This window comes from Vibrio crassostreae 9ZC13 (assembly GCF_000272045.2).
In the GTDB taxonomy this organism is placed as follows: Bacteria; Pseudomonadota; Gammaproteobacteria; order Enterobacterales; family Vibrionaceae; genus Vibrio; species Vibrio crassostreae_C.
Genome location: NZ_AJYZ02000041.1, coordinates 708,134 through 730,212 on the forward strand (window position 1 = coordinate 708,134; position 22,079 = coordinate 730,212).

14 protein-coding genes and 1 riboswitch are annotated in these 22,079 nt (G+C 45.1%); of the genes, 6 read left to right on the forward strand and 8 right to left on the reverse strand.

The genetic code is table 11. From position 1 onward, the window contains the following. Positions 1 to 240 precede the first annotated feature (240 nt). The 3 genes from A136_RS17635 to torD all read right to left on the reverse strand — a co-directional run bounded on the left by A136_RS17635 (position 241) and on the right by torD (position 3,184). Positions 241 to 831 carry a TfoX/Sxy family DNA transformation protein gene (locus tag A136_RS17635; RefSeq protein WP_019820997.1) on the reverse strand — a complete coding sequence of 197 codons (591 nt, stop codon included), beginning with the start codon at positions 829 to 831 and terminating at the stop codon, positions 241 to 243. A 127-nt stretch (positions 832 to 958) separates the two neighbouring features. Then, positions 959 to 1,044, reverse strand: a riboswitch (cyclic di-GMP riboswitch). 170 nt (positions 1,045 to 1,214) lie between these two features. After that, the gene (gene purR, locus A136_RS17640) at positions 1,215 to 2,219 is read right to left on the reverse strand and encodes an HTH-type transcriptional repressor PurR (protein WP_017063507.1); all 1,005 of its coding nucleotides are present in this window, start codon (positions 2,217 to 2,219) and stop codon (positions 1,215 to 1,217) included. A gap of 317 nt (positions 2,220 to 2,536) precedes the next feature. Then, positions 2,537 to 3,184: a molecular chaperone TorD gene (gene torD, locus A136_RS17645; RefSeq protein ID WP_017062095.1), complete on the reverse strand. Its 648-nt coding sequence runs from the start codon at positions 3,182 to 3,184 to the stop codon at positions 2,537 to 2,539. A gap of 285 nt (positions 3,185 to 3,469) precedes the next feature. Here torD and torR point away from each other — a divergent pair, with 285 nt between their 5' ends. After that, entirely contained in the window at positions 3,470 to 4,183 is a 714-nt protein-coding gene (torR, locus tag A136_RS17650; RefSeq protein WP_017063508.1) for a two-component system response regulator TorR, read from the forward strand. Between the two features lie 166 nt (positions 4,184 to 4,349). Here torR and elyC read toward each other — a convergent pair whose 3' ends face one another. Continuing rightward, entirely contained in the window at positions 4,350 to 5,201 is an 852-nt protein-coding gene (elyC, locus tag A136_RS17655; RefSeq protein WP_017062093.1) for an envelope biogenesis factor ElyC, read from the reverse strand. Between the two features lie 115 nt (positions 5,202 to 5,316). On the opposite strand from elyC, the gene cmoM reads away from it, so the two are divergent. The 5 genes from cmoM (at position 5,317) to fdhF (ending at position 17,372) form a co-directional block, all read left to right on the forward strand. Further along, positions 5,317 to 6,102, forward strand: coding sequence for a tRNA uridine 5-oxyacetic acid(34) methyltransferase CmoM (gene cmoM / locus A136_RS17660; protein ID WP_017063509.1), 786 nt, complete (start codon positions 5,317 to 5,319; stop codon positions 6,100 to 6,102). Between the two features lie 125 nt (positions 6,103 to 6,227). Then, complete coding sequence (gene mukF, locus A136_RS17665; protein WP_017055049.1) at positions 6,228 to 7,565, forward strand: chromosome partition protein MukF; 1,338 nt, start codon at positions 6,228 to 6,230, stop codon at positions 7,563 to 7,565. After that, entirely contained in the window at positions 7,546 to 8,352 is an 807-nt protein-coding gene (mukE, locus tag A136_RS17670) for a chromosome partition protein MukE (protein ID WP_017063510.1), read from the forward strand. Before mukF ends, mukE begins: the two co-directional genes overlap by 20 nt. Continuing rightward, positions 8,349 to 12,809, forward strand: a complete 4,461-nt coding sequence (gene mukB / locus A136_RS17675) for a chromosome partition protein MukB (protein WP_017063511.1) — start codon at positions 8,349 to 8,351, stop codon at positions 12,807 to 12,809. Before mukE ends, mukB begins: the two co-directional genes overlap by 4 nt. A 333-nt stretch (positions 12,810 to 13,142) precedes the next feature. Next, positions 13,143 to 17,372 carry a formate dehydrogenase subunit alpha gene (gene fdhF / locus A136_RS17680; protein WP_017063512.1) on the forward strand — a complete coding sequence of 1,410 codons (4,230 nt, stop codon included), beginning with the start codon at positions 13,143 to 13,145 and terminating at the stop codon, positions 17,370 to 17,372. Between the two features lie 109 nt (positions 17,373 to 17,481). Here the strand turns inward: fdhF and A136_RS17685 are convergent, their stop codons facing one another. The 4 genes from A136_RS17685 to cmoB form a co-directional block, all read right to left on the reverse strand. Beyond that, the gene (locus A136_RS17685; protein ID WP_026084277.1) at positions 17,482 to 18,462 is read right to left on the reverse strand and encodes an alpha-L-glutamate ligase-like protein; all 981 of its coding nucleotides are present in this window, start codon (positions 18,460 to 18,462) and stop codon (positions 17,482 to 17,484) included. A 3-nt stretch (positions 18,463 to 18,465) separates the two neighbouring features. Next, positions 18,466 to 19,971 (reverse strand): inactive transglutaminase family protein, encoded by a 1,506-nt coding sequence (locus A136_RS17690; protein WP_029235139.1) that lies wholly within the window; start codon positions 19,969 to 19,971, stop codon positions 18,466 to 18,468. 17 nt (positions 19,972 to 19,988) lie between these two features. Further along, positions 19,989 to 20,729 (reverse strand): ATP-dependent zinc protease family protein, encoded by a 741-nt coding sequence (locus A136_RS17695; protein WP_017062085.1) that lies wholly within the window; start codon positions 20,727 to 20,729, stop codon positions 19,989 to 19,991. A gap of 312 nt (positions 20,730 to 21,041) precedes the next feature. Beyond that, positions 21,042 to 22,013, reverse strand: a complete 972-nt coding sequence (gene cmoB, locus A136_RS17700; RefSeq protein WP_009846365.1) for a tRNA 5-methoxyuridine(34)/uridine 5-oxyacetic acid(34) synthase CmoB — start codon at positions 22,011 to 22,013, stop codon at positions 21,042 to 21,044. Positions 22,014 to 22,079 lie beyond the last annotated feature (66 nt).

Genomic DNA, 22,079 nt, shown 5'->3' on the forward strand with positions numbered 1-22,079 from the left:
CTTGTTGGGCCTTAGCATTTTCAAGCGTTAAGTATTGGCCGAAATTGATGCCTAACAAGACGATGGTTACGACCAACACAATACCCAATATCATTTTCTTACTCATTGATACTTCCTCTAAATTTTCAATGCATACCGATAGTATAGATAGACAGGCAAAGCATAGATTAACTTTCACCAGATATAAAAAAAGCCGCAGTAAATGCGGCTTAGTTATGTATATAGATTGCACTGACAATGTTAATTGACGCGATTGATAAGCTCTTCGCGACGCTGCTGCGGTATAACAGACCAATGTGTACCATTAATCGCGCCTTCTAGCGCCCAAAGTAGTTCAATACTGACAGAAGACGCATGCGATTCTTTGATGGCGTTAAATGCGTTTACAGAGCCAGATTCATATAAACGTTCTACAGAATCGATCCCTGCCTTTTTCAACATACGCTCGGTAGCGAGTCGAAGATTAGGCAGATCTTTGAGTCGGGTCGGCTTAGCAGAAGACTGCTCAGCTTTTTCTTCTTTAGCAAAACCTAGAGACGTGGTTGCAAGCTGCAAGATTTTCTCTTGGTCTTGCCAGAGGCCTTCAGGTAAAGCGAAATATTTAGTAACGACTGGGAAACCACGTTTTTTGTAGACGTACGGTTGAAACCCTTGTTGTTCGAATTGTTTAGTTGTGCCTTTGTCTGCGCGTATGTGCAACTGGTCATTTACAACCAGAGCAAACATAGTGTCATCAGCAAAAAGACCGAAGCCACCAAACATTGAGCGTGATTTTATTTTTCCTAGGGACTCAAATAACTTCATCGAGTCCTTTAGTATCGGTTTATCCATGTTATTTATCTCGGTGTATTTGAACTACGCCACCAAATAAGCAGGTCCGAGAGATTAGCAAAATGTTGCAATTAAATTGTCAATAAGCCGTAAATTACTAAATTATTAGTAGTTACTGCATTTTGCCATCGGTAACCCCGCTACCATACCAACGAGTGGTTTAGGCCGGAAGCTTTGCGTCTCACTCTTTCGAGTGGTTTGCCCTGTGCGTGACTGATTGAATAGAATAAAGTTTTTGTTGAATGAAGCTCACACTTGATATTTCAAAATGTGATACTGCTTCAATTAATGATCTTTCATTTATGCATAAGGGTTCATTGTAGTTGCTGATAAAAAAAGCGCACCTAAAGGTGCGCTTGATGAAATCAAACTCGAATTATCAATTAATTTAACGTCTTAACTGTACTTCGTTCAACAATTTCAGGGTGCATTTCGAAGACGCGTTTTTCGTGGTCTTTGTCTTTGATGCGCTCCAATAGAATTTCGAATGCATTCTTACCAACACGACGTTTTGGTTGGTGAACTGTCGTTAACGGCGGAGAGAAGTATTCAGCGAGTTCGATGTTGTCGTAACCGATCACTGAGATATCTTCAGGAATGCGGATGCCTTTTTCTTGCAGTCGGCTCATTAAGCCGAGTGCCATTGTGTCGTTAAAGCAGAATACCGCCGTTGGACGATCTTCCATCTCAACGATTTGTTCTGCAGCAAGAACAGCCGTATCACACTCGAAGTTGCCTTCGATGATCATATTGTCATCGGCAGAAATTTTAGCTTCGTTAAGTGCGCGCTTGTAACCGGCAATACGTTCAACACATGCTGCTTTGTCTAAGTGGCCACTTAAACATGCAATCTTAGAGTGACCGCGTTCAATAAGGTATTTGGTCGCTAGGTAGCCACCTTCTTCAGAGTTATCGATGATCTTATCAGCTTGAGAACTCTCTGGGCCCCAGTCCATAATAACTTTAGGGATGTCAGCGTGACGGTCTAACATCTCTCTTAGTTCTTCAGTTAGGTCAGAACACATAACTAAGATGCCATCTACACGTTTCTCTGCAAGCATTCGAATGTAGTCACGTTGCTTCTCATAGATACCGCCCGTATTACACAGGATCAAAGTGTAACCTTGACGGTAGCAGTAGCTCTCAACACCATCGATAACTTCAGAGAAGAATAGATTAGTTGATTGAGTCACTAGCATGCCGATGGTGCGTGTTGTATTACACTTCAAGCTACGAGCAACAGCACTTGGTGCATAGTTCAGTTCATCTACGGCTTTGTTTACTTTTTCTTGCGTTGCTTCTGCAACAAAGCGAGTTTTATTGATTACGTGAGAAACGGTTGTTGTTGATACGCCGGCTAAGCGAGCGACATCTTTTATAGTGGCCATGGTTTTATCCTATTAGAAGCTACTTTCCCAAAGTACGGAATAAAGTAGCCGTTAAGCTACCTAACTAAGAGCTTAAATTTGTAGGGCTCTTTGGGTACTAAAAGTGCTAAAAAACAAAAAAACCGCTATTGAGCGGCTTGTCTTAACACCGAAATGCTCAAAACTATAATAAGCATAGCATTTCGTGAATGTTTCATATTTTATCGTTTGCGGTCACAATTTTAGACTGACTAGAAATTACTCGCAATAAAATTCACCCGGAAATCCGGGTGAATTGTCACATTCTTCTGAATTTATTTAACGAGTCATCCAATAAGCTATTCACCAGCTAAATATTGAGTGTCTAATTGACAGAATGCGAGTAGCAACGATGAGACGGAGGCGTAGAAACCGAATTCATCAACGTCATGACATTTCACGTTGAACTTTGGTAACCAAGTCAGCAGTTGTTGTTCGATAAACTGCTGTTGAGCGGCAAATGAATTCTCTAGTTCTTCTTCAATATTCGTTTCGTTTGAACGAATGATCAAGTTACCAAGGAAATCGAGTTCGATAGCAATGTGGTCTGCTGGCTCTTTTAGATCTTGGTTCACAACTAAGTTGTGCTTAGCCATGATCTCTTCCATATCTTTTGCTGGCTTATCATTCAAAAGGCCAGTTTCGCCGATATACATTGAAGCGTAAGGAAGAGCGCCGTGCTTATCTGTCTTTAAGAAAAGATCGCAAAAGTCTGCAGACAGTTCTAGCTGAGCATCTTCACGAGTTTGTAGGCGGTTCAGCGCATCCACTAACTTATCAATCGCTGGCTTTAGTGTCTCATTTTCGCCTAAACCAGTTAGGAAAGAACGAATTTCAACAGAGTGGTAGTGATCGAGTTCTTCTTGAGTGAGCTCTTTGGCAAATAAGCTTGATAGCCACCAGTATATTTCTGCTCTTTGCTCGTTGAACGCTTTCGTATCTTTCATTTGTTAGATCCTGACTTAGTCTTGTGATGTTGCTTATATGCATCTTGAAGTCACTTGGGCATAAGCACACCAAGGCTGAATAACAAGGTTATTTGCGAAACGCAAAGTTACTCGTTAGTAGTAATGCCTATATTGAATTGCGATGGACGATAAATAGCAAGGTTTAAGATTGTCTTGTATCAAAAAAAATCCATGTTTCTGGCTTTTATCTTCTGTACCACTAGAATTGTTACTAGTTATGAATAGAATAGTCACTGAAACTATTAAATAAGAAAAGTGGTGTAGATGAGCTATCACGTATTAGTCGTAGAAGATGATGTGGTAACCCGCAGTAAACTGGTTGGATACTTCCAGAACGAGGGTTACACAGTGAGCGAAGCAGAAAGCGGCGCTCAAATGAGAAACGTGTTAGAAGAAAACAACGTTGACCTCATTATGCTGGACATCAACTTACCAGGCGAAGATGGATTGATGCTAACTCGCGAATTACGCAGTCAATCAGACATTGGAATTATTTTAGTTACTGGACGCACGGATAGCATCGACAAAATCGTTGGCCTTGAAATGGGCGCTGACGATTACGTTACTAAACCCTTCGAACTTCGCGAGTTATTAGTTCGAGTTAAAAACCTACTTTGGCGTATTTCTGCTGCTCATAAAACAGCAGCGGGCGCAGTCGAAGAAATATCAGATGAGTCTGTGGTTCGTTTTGGTGAGTGGACATTTGATATCCCTCGTCGTGCGTTAAGCAAAAACGGCGAACCGGTGAAATTGACCAAAGCAGAATACGAACTGCTAGTGGCATTGTCTTCTTACCCTAACCAAGTATTAAGCCGCGAACGTATTTTGAATATGATTAGCCACCGAGTGGACGCGCCTAATGACCGTACTATCGACGTATTGATTCGTCGTATGCGTGCAAAAATGGAGTTTGATCCTAAGAACCCACAAATTTTTGTGACGGTTCACGGTGAAGGTTACATGTTCGCTGGTGATTGATTTCCTTCGGAAGTGATTAATCAACAACGACATTTAAACGTAAAAAGCCGAGACACCATTGATGTCTCGGCTTTTTTATTGCTTAGCTTTCATTGTTAACGAACAGAGAACCTAAAAATACTTGCCGACTCAGTCTGCTCAGTATGAGTTTAAAGATTCAATTGGCTTACTGAGGCTGAGCCGCAGAAACTTCACCGTCATCTTCAACTAAGCTGGAAGCTTCTGGAATCACCGGCTCTTCAACAATGTCATTGCTTGTATCAAGCCAATCACGTAAATCTTGCCAAACTAATCCCATGGTTTCGTGCCAGTAACGCTCAGTCTGCTCAAGGTAGAGAGCTTTTGGCATGTACTTATTCCAAGGCTCAACAACGCCTTCTTGTGCAAGGTAGTTGGTTGGTGCAGGCAGTGGTTTCATACCAGCTGCATGGAATTCATTGAGTGCACGAGTCATATGGCTCGCTGAAGTCACCAGAACCATTTTTTTATTCTTAACGAACGCAGCGGCTTGGCGAGCTTCTTCCCAGGTGTCTTTTGCGGTTTCAAGCAGAATGATGTCGGGCTTTGCTACGCCAAGTGCTAATGCAACTTTAGCCATCATTCTTGCGTTACTGACTTCAGTGCCTGCGCCATAGCCAGACAAAATGAGTTTTGCACCAGGGTAAAGGCGTAGAATACGAATCCCTTCACTTAAACGCATCAGGCCGGTGCGGCTAAGTTCTGATGTCGGTGGAATTTGGTCGTCTACGACGTGACCACTTCCGAGAACCATTACGTAATCGACGGTTTCATCGACAGGTAAAAAAGCGGTGTGTTGCCTTTCCATTGGCATTAAAAGTTGACTAGAAACTGGTTGGAAAGCGATTAGGAAAATACCACATAGGGCTGAAAGGGTGATTAAGCAACCCGTCTTCCTTTTGGTAGTAAACATCACTAGGGCTAAACCCAGAAAAGCGAGAATTAACATTGCTGGCAGTGGCATCAATAGCGAAGACACTACTTTTTTCAGCTCAAACATATCCGAATAGTCCGAAAAAACATCACTTAGTAGTAAAAAGAGACATCGCCTCTTTATTCCTGAAATTCCTGTGACAGAATAGCAGGCACGATAGGACATAATAACTCAAGTAGCCGTGACTGAAGACCGTAATTTCGACGATATTGCCCACAAATTTGCAAAAAATATTTACGGCTCTGACAAAGGAGAGATCCGTCAGATCATCGTATGGGAAGATTTAGAACAAGCTTTGAGCAAGTTTGAGCAATCAGCTTCTCCGCTGCATGTGCTTGATGCTGGAGGCGGCCTTGCACAGATGTCGCAAAAAATTGCGTCGCTTGGGCATAACGTTTCTCTGTGTGATCTCTCTTCTGAAATGCTGAAGCTCGCAGAAGAAAGTATCAGCGAAGCGGGTTTGCTAGAGCAATATCGATTTATTCATTCACCAGTACAAAAAGTCGCAGAACATCTAGATGAGAAAGTCGATTTTGTGATGTTTCATGCCGTAATGGAATGGTTAGCCGATCCTAAAGAGGCGCTTGATTTATTGCTTGAACAAGTTAAACCGGGTGGCGTTGCCTCGATAATGTTTTACAACCACCACGGATTAGTCCTGAAAAATGTGATTTGTGGCAACATTCCTCATGTATTGAATGGGATGCCACATCGAAAACGGTTTAAGCTGCAACCACAAAAAGGCTTGAAGCCGGAAGAGGTTTATCAATGGATAGAAGACGCTGGTCTAGAAATCTGTGGTAAATCAGGCATTCGCTCTTTCAGTGACTACATAGGTAATATGGAGTACATGGGCGATTACCAATTTGAAGATGTATTGGAACTGGAAAAACAGCTATGTCGCCAAGAGCCATATCTGTCACTAGGCCGTTATATTCACGTTTGGGCTCAAAAACCTGCGCAATAACAGCGGTGAATGTGGTAAAAGAAGCCACAACATGCGCTATGCAATCGTAACAAGCCCGCGTCATAAAGAAATAGGCGTCATATCTAATACATTCGATATGACGAAGAACAGTAACAGGAACCACAATGAGTGAAATGACTCAAACTGCCGAAGAGCAGCCAATTGATGAGTTGGTGGGCTGGGTCAAGCAGCATGATTTTTCATTAAACTTGCCACCAGAGCGCTTAGCATTTTTGATTGCTATCGCAGTACTAAGCAATGAAAGGTTCGATGAAGAGTTGGGCGAGGGTGAACTGCACGATGCATTTACCATCGTCACTCGACTGTTTGAAGATACTGGCGAAGCGTCCGCGTTTCGTGCCAACAATGCCATCAACGAGTTAGTTAAACAGAAGTTGATTAGCCGCTTTACCAGCGAAATCACCGATGGTGCGAGTATTTATCGCTTATCACCATTGGCGATTGGTATTTCAGATTATTACTTACGCCACCGTCAGTTCTCTAAGTTAAAACTGTCTATCCAGCTTTCTATGGTTGCGGACGAGATGGCAAAAGCCATTGAAGCAGCACAAAAAGGCGGAACTCCAGGACATTGGAGAAAGAATGTTTACGGCGTGCTCAAGTATTCTGTTGGTGAAATTTTCGATCAGATTGATCTTAACCAACGTGTTATGGATGAGCAGCAGCAAACCGTTAAACAGCAAATTGCCGACCTTTTAAACAAGGATTGGCGAGAGGCGATTAACAACTGTGAAACCTTGCTTTCAGAAACCTCGTCCACACTAAAAGAATTGCAAGACACCTTGCAAGCGGCGGGGGATGAACTGCAAACACAGATCCTCGATATTCAAGAAATTGTTTACGGTGACGATGAACTCGAGTTCGTTGGCGAAACCCTGTTCGGCTTGCAGATGAAGCTAGACCGAATCACCAGTTGGGGCCAACAAGCCATCGATTTATGGATCGGCTACGACCGCCATGTTCACAAGTTCATCCGTACCGCGATTGATATGGATAAAAACCGCGCCTTTAGCCAGCGCTTGCGTCAGTCAGTCACTGACTACTTTGATGCGCCTTGGTTATTGACCTACGCCGATGCTGAGAAGCTGACGGATCTTCGTGATGAAGCGCTCGTGCTTCGTGATGACGAAGTGATGGGACAAGCACCAATCGACGTAGAGTACGAAGAATTTGAGCAAGTAAATGACCTGCTTTCAGATCGAATTGCAGAGATGTTAAAAGCTCACAAACAGCAAGGCGCGCCAATTGATCTTGGCCTTGTGTTACGCGATTACCTCGCTGCACACCCTCGCACACACCATTTTGATTTAGCCAGAATTGTTGTCGACCAAGCCGTGCGCTTAGGTTACTCAGAGTCTGACTATCAGGCTATTCAGCCAGATTGGCAGGCAATTAACGATTTCGGTGCAAAGGTACAAGCAAATGTCATTAACAAGTACTGATGATTACATGCCAGAGAAACTGGTAAAAGCGATAGCGAACCCACTGTTCCCTGCGCTAGATAGCATGCTGCGTTCAGGTAAGCATGTTTCAACAGAAGACCTAGATAACCACGCGTTGCTGTCTGATTTTGAAGTTGAGCTCCAGCATTTCTATCAACGCTACAATACGGAATTGGTAAAAGCGCCGGAAGGTTTCTATTACCTGCGTCCGCGTTCTACGTCTCTGATTGGTCGTAGTGTGTTGTCTGAGCTCGACATGTTGGTTGGAAAGGTGTTGTGTTTCTTATACCTAAGCCCAGAACGTCTTGCTCATGAAGGTATCTTCACCAACCAAGAACTGTTTGATGAGTTGATGTCGTTAGCGGATGAGAAAAAACTCATGAAGCTAGCAACCAACCGTGCGTCTGGTTCTGACCTAGATAAAGAAAAGCTGTTCGAAAAAGTACGTACTTCTCTACGTCGCTTACGCCGTATCGGTATGTTGATTGCGATTGGTGAAACCGGCAAGTTCCGTATCAGCGAAGCGGTATTCCGTTTTGGCGCTGACGTTCGTGTTGGCGATGATATGAAAGAAGCGCAGTTACGTCTTATCCGTGATGGTGAAGCTGTGGTGCATACCCAAGAGCCTAACCAAGGTAGCTTGTTGAATGAAGAACAAGCGGAAGCCACATCAGAAGTAGATGCAGACGTAGACGAAAACGGTCAACAAGACATTTTTAACGATCAAGCCGGCTTTGACCTTGAGTCAAACGATGGCGAACAAACAAAAGTAGAAGGTGAAGCATGATTGAAAGAGGTAAGTATCAATCATTAACCATGGTCAACTGGAACGGCTTCTTTGCGCGTACTTTTGATATTGATGGATTGGTTACAACGCTTTCTGGCGGTAACGGTGCGGGTAAGTCGACCACAATGGCGGCATTCATCACAGCACTGATCCCTGACCAAAGCCTTCTGCATTTCCGTAACACAACGGAAGCGGGTAGCTCACAGTCATCTCGTGATAAAGGCCTTTACGGTAAGCTTCAGCCAGGCGCATGTTATGCCGCACTAGATGTTGTGAATTCTCGTAATCAGCGTCTATTGTTTGCAGTAAAACTGCAGCAAGTCGCGGGTCGTGATAAGAAAGTCGACATTAAACCGTTCGTTATCCAAGGCCTTCCAAGCCATGTGAAACCAACGGATGTGTTGATTCAGAACGTTTCAGACAGCCACGCTCGCGTATGTCAGTTGAACGACGTGAAAGCGGCGGTTGCACAATACGAAGGCTCGCATTTTAAGGCCTTCTCTTCGATTGTTGATTACCACTCGCAAATGTTTGAATACGGTGTGGTACCGAAGAAACTACGTAACAGCAGCGACCGTTCTAAGTTCTACCGCCTAATTGAAGCATCACTTTACGGTGGTATCTCAAGTGCGATTACGCGTTCTCTGCGTGATTACCTGTTACCGCAAAATGGTGGTGTGAAGAAAGCGTTCCAAGACATGGAATCAGCACTACGCGAAAACCGTATGACGCTAGAAGCGATCAAAACGACTCAGTCGGATCGTGATTTGTTTAAGCACTTGATCACTGAATCTACGAACTACGTGGCAGCAGATTACATGCGCCATGCTAACGATCGTCGCAACAAGCTTGATCAAACCATGAAGTTCCGTGGTGAGCTGTTTGGTTCTCGTGAAACCTTGCTTGATCAAAACAACTTGTTGAACCGCGTTCAAGAAGAACTAGAGTTACTTGTCGATCAAGAATCAGCACTAGAGCAAGATTACCAAGCGGCTTCGGATCATCTGCAATTAGTTCAAACTGCACTTCGTCAGCAAGAGAAAATTGCCCGCTACAGCGAAGATCTAGAAGAGCTTAACGAGCGTCTAGAAGAGCAAATGATGGTGGTTGAAGAAGCTCAAGAGCGAGTACTTCTTGCTGAAGAGCAGGCAACCATCACTGAAGAAGAAGTGGATAGCCTGAAAACTCAGCTTGCTGACTACCAACAAGCGTTGGATGTTCAGCAAACGCGTGCACTTCAATACCAGCAAGCGGTTCAAGCATTAGAGAAAACTAAGCAGTTGCTTGGTGATGAATCTATTACGGCAGAAAGCGCACTAACTCTGGTTTCAGAGCTAAAAGCACAAGAAGAATCAAGCACTCAAACGCTACTGTCGACGAAGCATAAACTAGACATGTCTTCTGCTGCTTCTGCACAGTTCGACAAAGCGCTCGCTCTTGTTAAAAGTATTATCGGTGACGTTGAGCGTAAAGAAGCGTCTAGCAGCGCTAAGCAAGCTTTAGAAAAAGGTCGTAACGCAAAACACGTTGTTGAGAACGAACAGCAGTGGCGCGCTCAGCACCGCGACATGGCTCGTGATGTGGCTCAGCAGCGTCAAGCAAAAGAGCTTGCGACTGAATACCAAAAACAGCACAACATCTCACTGACTGATGAAGCGGTTTTCGATGAAGAACGTGAACGTCATGCTATGCAGATCGAGTCCCTTGAGTACGCTCAAGAAGAGCTGCGTGAAGCGAAGAGCGAGCAACGTCGTATACAACAAAACCACGACCAAGAGATTCAAAAACTTGAGTCAATTGCTCCTGCGTGGATCACGGCAAACGATGCACTTGAAGCTTTAAGAGATCAAACAGACGCTGAGCTAGAAGATAGCCAAGCGGTAATGACTCAAATGCAGCAAGTACTTGAAGATGAGAAATCTCAAGCGGTAGCAAAAGATCAGTTGGCAACGCGCCGAGCTGAACTTGAGCAAGAGATTGAGCGTTTAGCTTCGCCAGGTGGTTCTAACGATCCTCGCCTGAAAGGCCTGGCGGATACGCTGGGTGGCGTGCTGCTTTCTGAGATCTACGATGACATCACGATTGGTGATGCGCCGTACTTTAGTGCGATGTACGGCCCAGCTCGTCACGCGATTGTGGTTTCGGATCTTGATGGTATTAAAGAGAAGCTGGTGGATCTTGATGATTGTCCAGAAGACCTTTACATCCTAGAAGGCGATGTAGACGCGTTTGATGACAGCTCGTTTAATGCCGATGAGCTTGAAGGCGCGGTGTGTGTTCAGCTGAACGATCGCCAAATGCGTTACTCTCGTTTCCCTGAGATCCCACTGTTTGGCCGTGCGGCTCGTGAACAACGTCTAGAGAAATTGCGCGAAGAGCGTGACGTTGTGGTTGAAAACCACGCGAAGGCAGCGTTTGACTCTCAAAAACTGAATCGCCTATACCAAGCATTCAACAGCTTTGTTGCGAAGCACCTGCACGTTGCGTTTAACGCAGACCCAGAGCAAGCACTTGCTGCGATTCGTGATAAGCGTAATCAAATTGTTCGTTCTCTGGCTGAGCTTAACTCTAAAGAGCAGCAGCAACGCAGTCAGCTTCTACAAAGCAAGCAGGCACTTGGTGCGCTAGATAAATTAGCACCAATGGTTCGTATTTTAGAAGACGAAACATTGGCTGAGCGTTTAGCTGAATTAGAAGCGCAACTAGAGCGTTTAAGTGAAGCGAAATCTTACTTGAATACGCACGGCAAGGCGCTTACTTCTCTAGAACAGTTCGTATCTGCACTAGACGCTGACCCAGAGCAATTCGAAGCTTTGGAAGCAGAGTACCGTCAAGCAGACAACGCGCTACAAACGCTAAAAGGCAAAGTGTTCGCACTGTCTGATCTGATTGAGCGTCGTCATTACTTTGCTTACGCGGATTCTGTTGATTTGCTTAATAAGAGCAGTGAACTGAGCGAGCAACTGAAAGCGAAGTTGGTTCAAGCTGAACAAGCAAGAACCAAAGGCCGCGATGGCTTGAAGCAAGCTCGCGAACAGATGAACCAATACAACCAAGTATTGGCGGCACTGAAGAGCTCACATCAAGCGAAGCAAGAAACGGTTCAAGAGTTCAAACAAGAGCTACAAGAGTTCGGCGTAAACGCTGACGAAGGCGCTGAAGAGCGTGCTGTACGTCGTCGTGACGAGCTTCAAGAGCGTCTGCACACATCTCGCAGCCGTAAGAGTGAATACGAGCGTACGATTACGTCAACTGAACTTGAGATGAAAGCACTGGCTAAGCGTCTTAAGAAAGTTCAAAAAGAGTACACCGAGCTTCGTACTTTCGTTGTTGCAGCGAAAGCGGGTTGGTGTTCAGTACTTCGTTTAGCGCGTGAGAATGATGTTGAACGTCGTCTGCATAAACGTGAACTGGCTTATCTAACGGCAGGCGAGCTTCGCTCTATGTCGGATAAATCACTGGGTGCGCTACGTCTGGCGGTAGCCGACAATGACGACCTGCGTGATTCGCTGCGTTTATCTGAAGACAACGCGCATCCAGAGCGTAAAGTTCTGTTCTACATTGCGGTTTACCAACACCTTCGTGAGCGTATTCGCCAAGATATTATTCACACGGATGATCCGGTTGAAGCAATCGAAGAGATGGAAGTGGAGCTAGCTCGACTAACAGAAGAACTGACGCAGCGTGAAAATCGCCTGGCAATCAGCTCTGAGTCCGTAGCAAGCATCATCAAGAAAACGATTCAGCGCGAGCAGAACCGTATTCGAATGCTGAACCAAGGTTTGTCTAACATTTACTTTGGTCAGGTTAAAGGCGTACGTCTGAACGTTAAGATCCGTGAAAGCCACGAGATCTTGCTATCAGGGCTAGCAACTCAACAAGAGCAACACAAAGACTTGTTTGAATCAACGCGCTTTACCTTCTCAGAAGCGATGGCGAAGTTGTTCCAACGAGTGAACCCGCATATCGATATGGGTCAACGTTCTCCACAGGTTCTTGGTGAAGAGCTACTGGATTACCGTAACTACCTAGAGCTGAGTGTTGAAGTTAACCGTGGTTCAGATGGTTGGTTACAAGCTGAATCGGGCGCATTGTCTACGGGTGAGGCGATCGGTACGGGTCAGTCAATCCTATTGATGGTTATTCAGAGCTGGGAAGAGGAATCTCGTCGACTTCGCAGTAAAGACATCGTTCCATGTCGTTTGTTGTTCCTTGATGAAGCAGCACGTTTGGATTCTAAGTCGATCTCTACGCTGTTTGAACTGTGTGACCGTTTGGGTATGCAACTTCTGATTGCAGCACCTGAAAACATTAGCCCAGAGAAAGGTACAACCTACAAACTGGTTCGTAAGGTCTTCAAAGACCACGAGCACGTACATGTTGTTGGCCTGCGCGGTTTTGCTCAAAACAAACCGGCATCCCCAGTTCAAGAGCTTATTGAAGAAGCTGAGCAATAACCTTGATAGCCGAGCAATAAGCTTGATAACTGAGTTATAAGCTCGAAAGCGACTCAATGATATTTGTACAAAGCCCCTAATCAATAGGGGCTTTTTTGTATCTTGAATCTAATTTCCTCAACTGAACTCCTCTCGCCTAATTCTTTTATCGATACTGATAAGACCACTCATACCTTGTGGTTATTATCAATGGAACTTGTTTGAGGTCACACGCACAAAACCACAAATAATGTATGGTAATGACATAGATTTAATAATATTAATAATATTGTATTACTTAAATTTTAATTGTTGATAACTCGCGTGTGCGAAAGGTAAAGGTAGGACTTAGGTATGATTCAAATCGTTATTGATGGGAAATATCGAATCGTCGAGCAAGGACAAACCGTTCTTGAAGCGGCAAAAACATGTGGTTTGGAAATCCCATCTTTATGTGGTTTGAATAAAACAGCGGATAAAGTGCCGTGTGATTTGTGTGTTGTGGAAGTTGATGGCGTTGGTGTTACTCGCTCTTGTGAGCTTGAAGTGTCTAATGGGCTGAATATTACCACTCAGTCAAAACAGTTAACGAATCATCGACAAGAAGCGTTGAATCGCATCATGACCGATCACTACGCTGACTGTGAGGCGCCATGCCAAACAGCCTGTCCTGCTGGGGTCGACATCCAATCTTACCTGCACCATATTGCTCAAAATGATCACATTAAAGCGATTGAAGTGATCAAAAAGACATTGCCAATGCCGCTTTCAATTGGTCGTGTGTGTCCTGCTTTCTGTGAAACCGAATGTCGTCGTAACTTGGTCGATGAGTCCATTGCGATTCGCCAACTCAAACGACACGCTGCCGATGCGGATCTAGCGGCTCAAGAGAGCTACATGCCAGCGAAGAAACCAAATAAAGGCAAGAGCATTGCTATTGTTGGTAGTGGCCCCGGTGGGCTTACGGCGGGTTATTACCTATCTAACGAAGGCTATGAAGTCAGTGTCTATGAGTCGATGCCCAAAGCGGGTGGTTGGCTGCGTTACGGTATCCCTGAATATCGCTTACCTAAGTCGATTCTAGATAAAGAAATCGAGTTGATGTGTCGCAACGGAATGGTGGTTGAGTGCGGTAAAAAACTCGGTGTTGATTTTACACTGTCTGATTTAAGTAACGATTTTGATGCGGTTTGTTTAGCCGTTGGCGCATCACAAGCGGTTGAAATGAATTACCCGGGTAGTGAACTCGGCGGTTGTTATTTGGGTGTCGATTATCTGAAAGATTACGTGACCGATCAGCAGTATGTCACAGGTAAAAAGGTCGCAGTAATTGGTGGCGGTAATACCGCGATTGACTGCGCTCGAACAGCGGTGCGTGATGGCGCGGATACTACGCTGATTTATCGTCGTACTCGAGATGAGATGCCTGCAGAAGATTACGAAATCGAAGAAGCTGAGCATGAAGGTGTGAAGTTCCATTTCTTAACCAACCCGGCAGCAAACATAGCCGATGAAAATGGTCATGTATCAGAAATACGATTAGAGCGTATGGCTTTGGGTCCGGCTGATGCTTCAGGTCGTCGCAGCCCTAAACCAACGGGCGAGTTCTTTGTTGAAGCGTTTGATACGGTTATTGCTGCCGTGTCACAAAAGCCTGATCTGAGTTTTATGGACAATGAAGCAATTGATATTCCTCTTACTCGTTGGAATACCGCAGATGCTGATCCACAAACCATGCATACCGGAACCGGAAATATTTTCAGTATTGGTGATTTCCGACGCGGCCCTGCAACTGCAGTCGAAGCGGTGGGGGATGGGCGTATTGCTGCACAAGCGATCGATCGCTTCTTCCATGGTGATATGGAAAATATTCCGGCTAAACCGTTTAACTCAAGAAAGCACAAACAGCTCAAAGCGGTGGATCCTGAGCAATACAAATCTATACAACGCATGGCGCGCAAGATCATGCCTGAGCTAACGCCCGAACAGCGTGAACAAAGCTTCGATGAAGTAGAAACAGGGTTTGATAATGCCGATGCAATCGCTGAAGCTGCAAGATGTTTAGAGTGTGGCTGCCAAGCTAATACAGATTGCGACCTACGAGACTACTCGACTGAATACAAAGCAACGCAAACCCATCCTGAATACAAAATCGATGTGGCTTCGAATGAGAGTTGGCAGGCGATTCGTGCTGAAGAAGCGAAGGTCGGGTTAACAAGACAAAAATTTCCGGTCGATGACAGTTCTGAGTTCATTATCTTTGACGCTAACCGCTGTATTAGTTGTGGCCAGTGTATCCAAGCATGTCGAGAACAGAATGTTCATGGCGTTCTAAGCTTCATGAATCAATCGGATGGCAAACCTGCATCAAGACCTGAATGTCGCCCTAACTTTGGGGCAGATAAGACCTTAATGGGCGACTCAAACTGCGTTCAATGTGGATCGTGTATTCAGGTGTGTCCAACCGGTGCAATGGTGGATGCTCGCGACAGAAAGCAGGGAGACACAGACGTACTCAAGAAAGTCGATACCATCTGCACCTATTGCGGTGTCGGCTGCAAGCTAACCATGCATATCGATGAGCAGAAAAACAAAATCCGCTATATCGAAGGCGGAGACTCTCCGGTTAATGAAGGCATGTTGTGTGTTAAGGGACGATTTGGCTTCGATTTTGTGGGCAGCGATGCGCGTTTAACCACACCATTAATTCGTAAAGATGGCTGGTTGCAACCTGCAAGTTGGGATGAGGCAGTTAAGCTTATTGCCGAGAAGTTTACTGCGATTAAGCAAGGCTTTGGCAGTAACGCTTTAGCGGGGTTCTCGTCGGCGAAAACCACCAATGAAGATAACTATGCCTTCCAAAAATTCATACGTCGTGAACTCGGTACCAATAACGTCGATCACTGTGCGCGCCTTTGTCACGCATCTACTGTTACTGGTTTAGAGGCTTCGCTAGGTAGCGGGGCGATGACCAATGATATTCCAAGCATCAAGCACTCAGATGTGATCTTTATTATTGGCTCCGACACCACGTCAGCACACCCAATTATTGGCTCGCATATCAAGCAAGCTGTGAGACATGGTGGAGCGCGATTGATCGTTGCCGATCCAAAACGAATAGATATTGCTGACCATGCTGAGCTTTACTTAGCGCACCGACCGGGTACCGATGTAATGCTGATAAATGGTGTGATGCAGCAGATCATCAAACATGGTTGGTATGACCAAGAGTATATCGAAGATCGTGTGGACGGCTTTGATACCTTGCTGCAAGAGGTGATGTCGCCAAGTTATTCGCTAGACAAAGTAGAACTAGTGACTGGCGTTAAAGCGGAAGACATCTTCGCGATGGCGCGCTTGATCGGTACTGCAAAACGCACGGCGGTGTATTACTCCATGGGTATCACGCAACACACCACTGGCCACGACAACGTTCGTTCGATAGCTAACCTGCAGCTCTTGTGTGGCAACATCGGTATTGAAGGTGGGGGTATCAACCCGCTGCGTGGCCAATCGAATGTTCAAGGTGCATGCGACATGGGCGCGTTGCCAAATAACTTGCCGGGTTATCAGAAAGTGTACAACCCAATGGTTCGTCAAAAGTTTGCGATGGAGTGGGGCGTTGCTGATTTGCCTGCTGAAACAGGGTTAACGCTGACCGAGATTATTGATGGGGCGTGTAATCGAGATGTGCGTGGTTTATATGTGATGGGTGAAAATCCTGTACTAAGCGATCCGAATCAAGCACACGTGATTGAAGGGCTTGAAGCGTTAGATTTCCTTGTGGTGCAAGACATCTTCTTAACCGAAACGGCGCAGTATGCCGATGTGGTTCTACCGTCTTGCTCGTTCGCCGAGAAGTCTGGTCACTTTACCAATACCGAGCGACGCGTTCAGCGTATCAACCCTGCGGTATTACCTCCAGGTGAAGCGAAAGAGGATTGGGTGATTATCCAGTTACTTGCGAATGCAATGGGTGGTGGTTGGAGCTACGATTCGGTTGCGGACATTACCAATGAGATTGCTCGCGTCACGCCACAATATGGTGGTTTACGTTGGGAAAACATCACGGTTAATGGCGTGCAATGGCCAAGCAATAAAAACAATCCTGATGGCACTCGTATTATGCACCAGACTCAGTTCACTCGTGGACGTGGTCAGATGGAAGCGATTCCGTTTCGATATGCAGCAGAGCTTCCGGATGAAGAGTATCCGTTAGTATTAACGACTGGGCGTATTCTAGAGCAGTTCCATACCGGAACCATGACGCGTAAAACTAAAGGGCTGGATAACTTAGCTGGGCCACGTGCGATGGTCAGTGTTCATGATGCTGAAGCGTTAGGGATCTCGAATGGTCAGATGCTTAAAGTCTCAACACGTCGTGGTGAAATTGAAATCGCGGCTTTTGTAACCAAGCGAATGCAGAAAGGTGTGGTGTTTATTCCCTTCCATTTCGTGGAGTCTCCTGTGAACCGTTTGACGACAACGGCGACCGATCCGCATGCCAAGATCCCTGAGTTTAAGGTTGCGGCAGTGCGCATTGATCCGATTCGTGAGCCTGAAATTGAAGCGACAGAGGCTTAGCCCAATTCGTTAACAAATGGCAGATACTAAAAAGCCGCGTAACTCTCAGAGTTATGCGGCTTATTTATTGAGCTCTATTAGGTATCAAGTGACCTAGTTAGCAAATAGCTCAGTTCGGAACAATCTCGTTACCGTGAACACCGAATTGCTTAGCTGCGTATGCCACGCGCTCTGCAGGTTTCGGGTATTCAGCCGGCGTACCAAGGTTCTCAATATGGTGCAATCGAGGAAGCAGACCAGCACCGTTCGCGATTTGGATAGCCAAACCTGGACGTGCGTTAAGCTCAAGTACCATTGGGCCTTCTTCTTGGTCTAGAACCATGTCAGTACCCATGTAGCCAAGCCCCGTCATTTCCCAAGCGCTTGATGCCAGTGTTAGCAGTTTTTCCCAATGCGGCACTTGAAGTAGCGCCAACTCTTTACCCGTATCTGGGTGGTGAGTGACTGGGTGGTCAAACTGAACCGCACGAACGGCTTTACCCGTCGCAATACAAATACCTACACCTACAGCCCCTTGGTGCAAGTTAGCCTTGCCGTCTGAAGCTGAAGTAGATAAGCGCATCATCGCCATAACAGGGTAGCCCTTGAATACGATGATTCGTACATCTGGCACACCTTCGTAACTGAAGCCATCGAAACACTCATCAAACTTAATGAGGTTTTCAACTACCGCTACATCGTTCTTACCACCAAGTGAGAAAAGGCCTGCAAGAGCGTTACTGATGTGACGCTCTACGTCTTCTTCATTGATAGTCGAACCTGATGGCTTGGTATAAACCCCATCCTTGTGAGATGTCACAACAAGGATGCCTTTACCACCACTACCTTGAGCTGGCTTGATTACGAAACCCGGCCACTCTTTTACCATCTTGTGGATTGTTTTTACTTCAGCTTGGTGACCGATAACGCCAATCAGCTTTGGCACCGTAGCGCCAGCCTGTTCAGCGATGATCTTAGTCTTAAGCTTGTCATCAACGAGTGGATACTTGGAACGATCATTGTAGCGACCAATGTAACTATGGTTACGCTTGTTCATTCCCATTATGCCTTTGTCTTTCAACCTAAACGGTGAAGTAAACTGATCAAACATAACTTAGTCCTCCGCTAGCGGTTTAAAGCGACGAAGCTCAGTTAGACGGTAGCCTGTGTAGTTACCTAGTAGCAAGATGGTCGCTAGAATAACAAGCTGTAAACCAATAAAGTTAAACGTTAAGTGCTGAATGAACGGGTTAGTCATGCCTAAGTAAACAAGAACCGCAGTGAATAGAGAACCACCACCTTGTAGCATTACTTCTTTCGCGCCTTCTTCTTCCCATAGGATAGACATACGTTCGATAGTCCAAGATAGGATGATCATTGGGAAGAACGTAATCGATAGACCTTCAGTCAGACCCACTTTAAATGCGACTACAGTAAACACAGAGATAATCATGATTACCGTGATGATTACGGCGGATATCCTGGCGACCAGTAGCAAATTAAGTTTGGACAAGTAGCTTCGAATAATAAGACCCGTACCAACAATCAGTAGGAAGCCGACAATGCCCGTTACCAATTGTGTTTGTACAAAGGCTACTGCAATCAGTACTGGCATGAAGGTACCAGACGTTTTTAAACCAATGATGACACGCAGGAATACAACAATCAGAGCACCGATAGGAATCAGCATGATGGTTTTGAACATCGCTTGCTCTTCTAGCGGTAGGCTGTGAATTGAAAGGTTTAACAGTTGATCAGCAGAGACTTTGCTATTAGTTGCTTCAGTAGGAGTAACCTCCTGCGCAATCATAGAGAAGTGAACTTTACTGTTCTGACCGCCAACCACATCCAGTAGAGAAACGTTTGATTCATCCCAAATAAGCAGATTTGGCTGAACTTGTTGTTCACTTGATTCTGGAGAGAATAGAACCCATTGGTCGTGATCCCAGATCTGGTTCATTTGCTGAATAGATTGACGACGACGTCCATCTTCTAGCTCGATAACGCCAACGACTTTATTGTGGATGTTTGCTGCTGAAAGTAGCTTGTGTGTCGCTTCCACTTTGGTCATGTTGTTCAGAATCAGCGCTGAGTTTTGGCTGTCTGGATCATTAAGTGTTTTGATGAGCTCACGGGTAAAAGTGATATTGTCTGCAGAACGTTTCGTCGCTCTATCAATCAATGCAAGAGAAGCCGCTTCTTCAGGGCCGTCGAAGCTTGGTTGCGAGACTTCACCTTCTGGTGCGATAGCATCAACTTTTGCTTGGTTGTCGACTAGGAATTGTGTTTTGTAGTAGATGGTTTGAGGGCCATCTGCGTATCGAATAGACCACTCTGCGCGGCGACCTGATTCGGTATTCAAGTAAGAGATACCGTAACCCGGCGATGAAGCCGATTCGCCGATAAGTGTGTAGTTAGACTGAGTATGAGGAGCCGCTAAGGAAACTTTTGCTTCTTTGCCTACTGCGTTGAACTCGATGCGAGCTTCAACGTCCCAAACCTGTCTGGTTTCCCCTGGAGTCCAAGGTACACCGTAGGTCGTATGTCTGAACATACTCAGTGTTATACCTGCCACAATAAGCAGGAATATAGAGATATAAAATGGAATTCTTGACGTCATAGCTTACCCTACTATTGTTATTTAACTTCCGTTTGTACGTACTTTTTACTTACATCTACTAGCGCTATGTCTTTGATAAATTCGCGCCCTAGTAACACAGGGTGACTCATTTGAGAGCGATCCGCCAATGTAAATTGCGCTTTTTCATGGATTTTTCCAACTTTCACCCATAATTCGATCACAGCTCGACGTTCTGCTTGATCATTGGTTGATTGACGGATTTTTACATAACGTACAACAGGCGCTTCAATCCATTTCTGGTCTTCTTTAGCTTGGGCTTTGTCGTCTAGGTGAAATTTAACCCAGTTCTTGCCGTTACGTTCGAATTCTTTGATATCGACAGCGTTTAAAGAAGAGGTGGTTGCACCTGTATCAACACGAGCATCAAAGCTTTGCTTGATAGAGTCGATAAACACTTTTTCGATGCCGCCAAGGATAGTCGGTTGTGATATAGGAGCGATAGGAGCAACGGCAATAGCGACCGGTTCCTCTTCCTCTAGCTCTTCAATAACCTTGTGTTCCATGCTCGTTAGATGGGTATCTAATTGACTAGAAAGGGTAGTAATTTCGTCTTCTAAGCTTTCGATATAGTCACTTTGATTGCTTAGTTGCAGTTCAAGATTTTGAACCTTATTTGCGATGTTTGTCTCTGAGCGGGAAATAGCGTCGAGAGTTTCTTGGTGGTAGGTAGCACCATTTGTAAGAGTACAACCAGAGAGCAAACCAACCGCCACAATAGGCGATAATCGCTTAAACATAAAAAAACCTTTGAGAATTAGAGAATAGTTCAGACTATTTAGAAGTTTAGCCCACAAAAAAGGATGCGTGAAGCATCCTATTGTAAGAGTCTGGTCATATTGAATCGCAATGTGAGCGCTACGCCAATTATTGCTATTTGGAATAGCTCACTTATTAAACACAAGTCAATTTTTGTTCAATTCTTAAGCTAAGGAAGCAAGGTTCACCGCGAAATTAACAGTGGCTTTTTGACCATGCAAGCAATTGTTTTGCTGCCTTAATAGGCTTGTGCTTAATTTACTCAATATGCCACTGCTTTGTGGGCAGTAAATCTATGGCTTTGTTGCTACCAGAATCGCACGTCTCGGTGCAGGGTGACCTTCAACCGTTTTACTTGGATCGTTCGGATCGAGGTAATCTGGAAGAGAGTTGTGTGTCATCCATTCTGTGGTGCGTTGTTCACCAATTGTCGTGACATTTTCGTCAACGATTCGTACGTCTTCAAAACCAACTTGTTCTAGCCAGCGTTTCAGTGCGCGAGCTGAAGGGAAGAAGTAGACGTTTCTCATTTGCGCGTAACGGTCAACCGGAACTAATACTGCGTTCTCATCGCCTTCAATCACCAAGGTTTCAAGAACCAGTTCACCGCCAGACACCAATTGGTCTTTCAGTTGAATCAAGTGGTCCAGTGGTGAACGACGATGGTAAAGCACGCCCATGCTGAATACCGTGTCGTAGGCTTCTAGCTTTGGGAGCTGCTCAATACCTAGAGGTAATAGGTGAGCTCGTTGGTCATCGCCCATCAACTTACGAATTGCTTCAAACTGAACCAAGAATAGGTGGGAAGGATCGATACCAACCGTTAAGCGAGCACCTTCACCCAGCATGCGCCACATGTGGTAACCATTGCCACAACCTACATCGAGCACAGAACGGTTTTTAAGTGGTGAGATATGTGGAAGCACACGATCCCATTTCCAGTCACTGCGCCATTCTGTATCGATATGAATGTCGTGAACCGTGTAAGGACCTTTTCTCCAAGGGTGGAAAGTCTTTAGCAAGCTTTCTAACTTTTTAAGTTCACCCGTGTGGAACGGTGTAGAGCTGCCAATGGTCACTGAGTTTTTCAGATCAACTTGGTCAGGCACACCTTGTGGAATCTTGTTCAATGCACGTAACCAGCGGTCGAAGTCACCGTGCTCTGCATTTTGCCAATCCGTCAGCTGTTGAGGAAGAACATTTAGCCACGGTTGTAGGCGAGTGTCTTGGGCAATGAGTTGATAAAAATTGGCAAAATTAAACATAGTTTTTCACTGAGTTAATAGGGTCAATAAACCCTAAAATAAAAATTAAATTTGTCATTCCCTACA

Excerpts from the sequence above, each read along its gene's own strand:
- A136_RS17690 (WP_029235139.1), bottom strand. The coding sequence starts at position 19,971 with ATGACGTCAAGAATTCCATTTTATATCTCTATATTCCTGCTTATTGTG.
- A136_RS17685 (WP_026084277.1), bottom strand. The coding sequence starts at position 18,462 with ATGTTTGATCAGTTTACTTCACCGTTTAGGTTGAAAGACAAAGGCATA.
- torD (WP_017062095.1), bottom strand. The coding sequence starts at position 3,184 with ATGAAAGATACGAAAGCGTTCAACGAGCAAAGAGCAGAAATATACTGG.
- mukE (WP_017063510.1), top strand. The coding sequence starts at position 7,546 with ATGTCATTAACAAGTACTGATGATTACATGCCAGAGAAACTGGTAAAA.
- elyC (WP_017062093.1), bottom strand. The coding sequence starts at position 5,201 with ATGTTTGAGCTGAAAAAAGTAGTGTCTTCGCTATTGATGCCACTGCCA.
- purR (WP_017063507.1), bottom strand. The coding sequence starts at position 2,219 with ATGGCCACTATAAAAGATGTCGCTCGCTTAGCCGGCGTATCAACAACA.
- mukF (WP_017055049.1), top strand. The coding sequence starts at position 6,228 with ATGAGTGAAATGACTCAAACTGCCGAAGAGCAGCCAATTGATGAGTTG.
- cmoB (WP_009846365.1), bottom strand. The coding sequence starts at position 22,013 with ATGTTTAATTTTGCCAATTTTTATCAACTCATTGCCCAAGACACTCGC.
- torR (WP_017063508.1), top strand. The coding sequence starts at position 3,470 with ATGAGCTATCACGTATTAGTCGTAGAAGATGATGTGGTAACCCGCAGT.
- fdhF (WP_017063512.1), top strand. The coding sequence starts at position 13,143 with ATGATTCAAATCGTTATTGATGGGAAATATCGAATCGTCGAGCAAGGA.
- A136_RS17695 (WP_017062085.1), bottom strand. The coding sequence starts at position 20,729 with ATGTTTAAGCGATTATCGCCTATTGTGGCGGTTGGTTTGCTCTCTGGT.
- A136_RS17635 (WP_019820997.1), bottom strand. The coding sequence starts at position 831 with ATGGATAAACCGATACTAAAGGACTCGATGAAGTTATTTGAGTCCCTA.
- mukB (WP_017063511.1), top strand. The coding sequence starts at position 8,349 with ATGATTGAAAGAGGTAAGTATCAATCATTAACCATGGTCAACTGGAAC.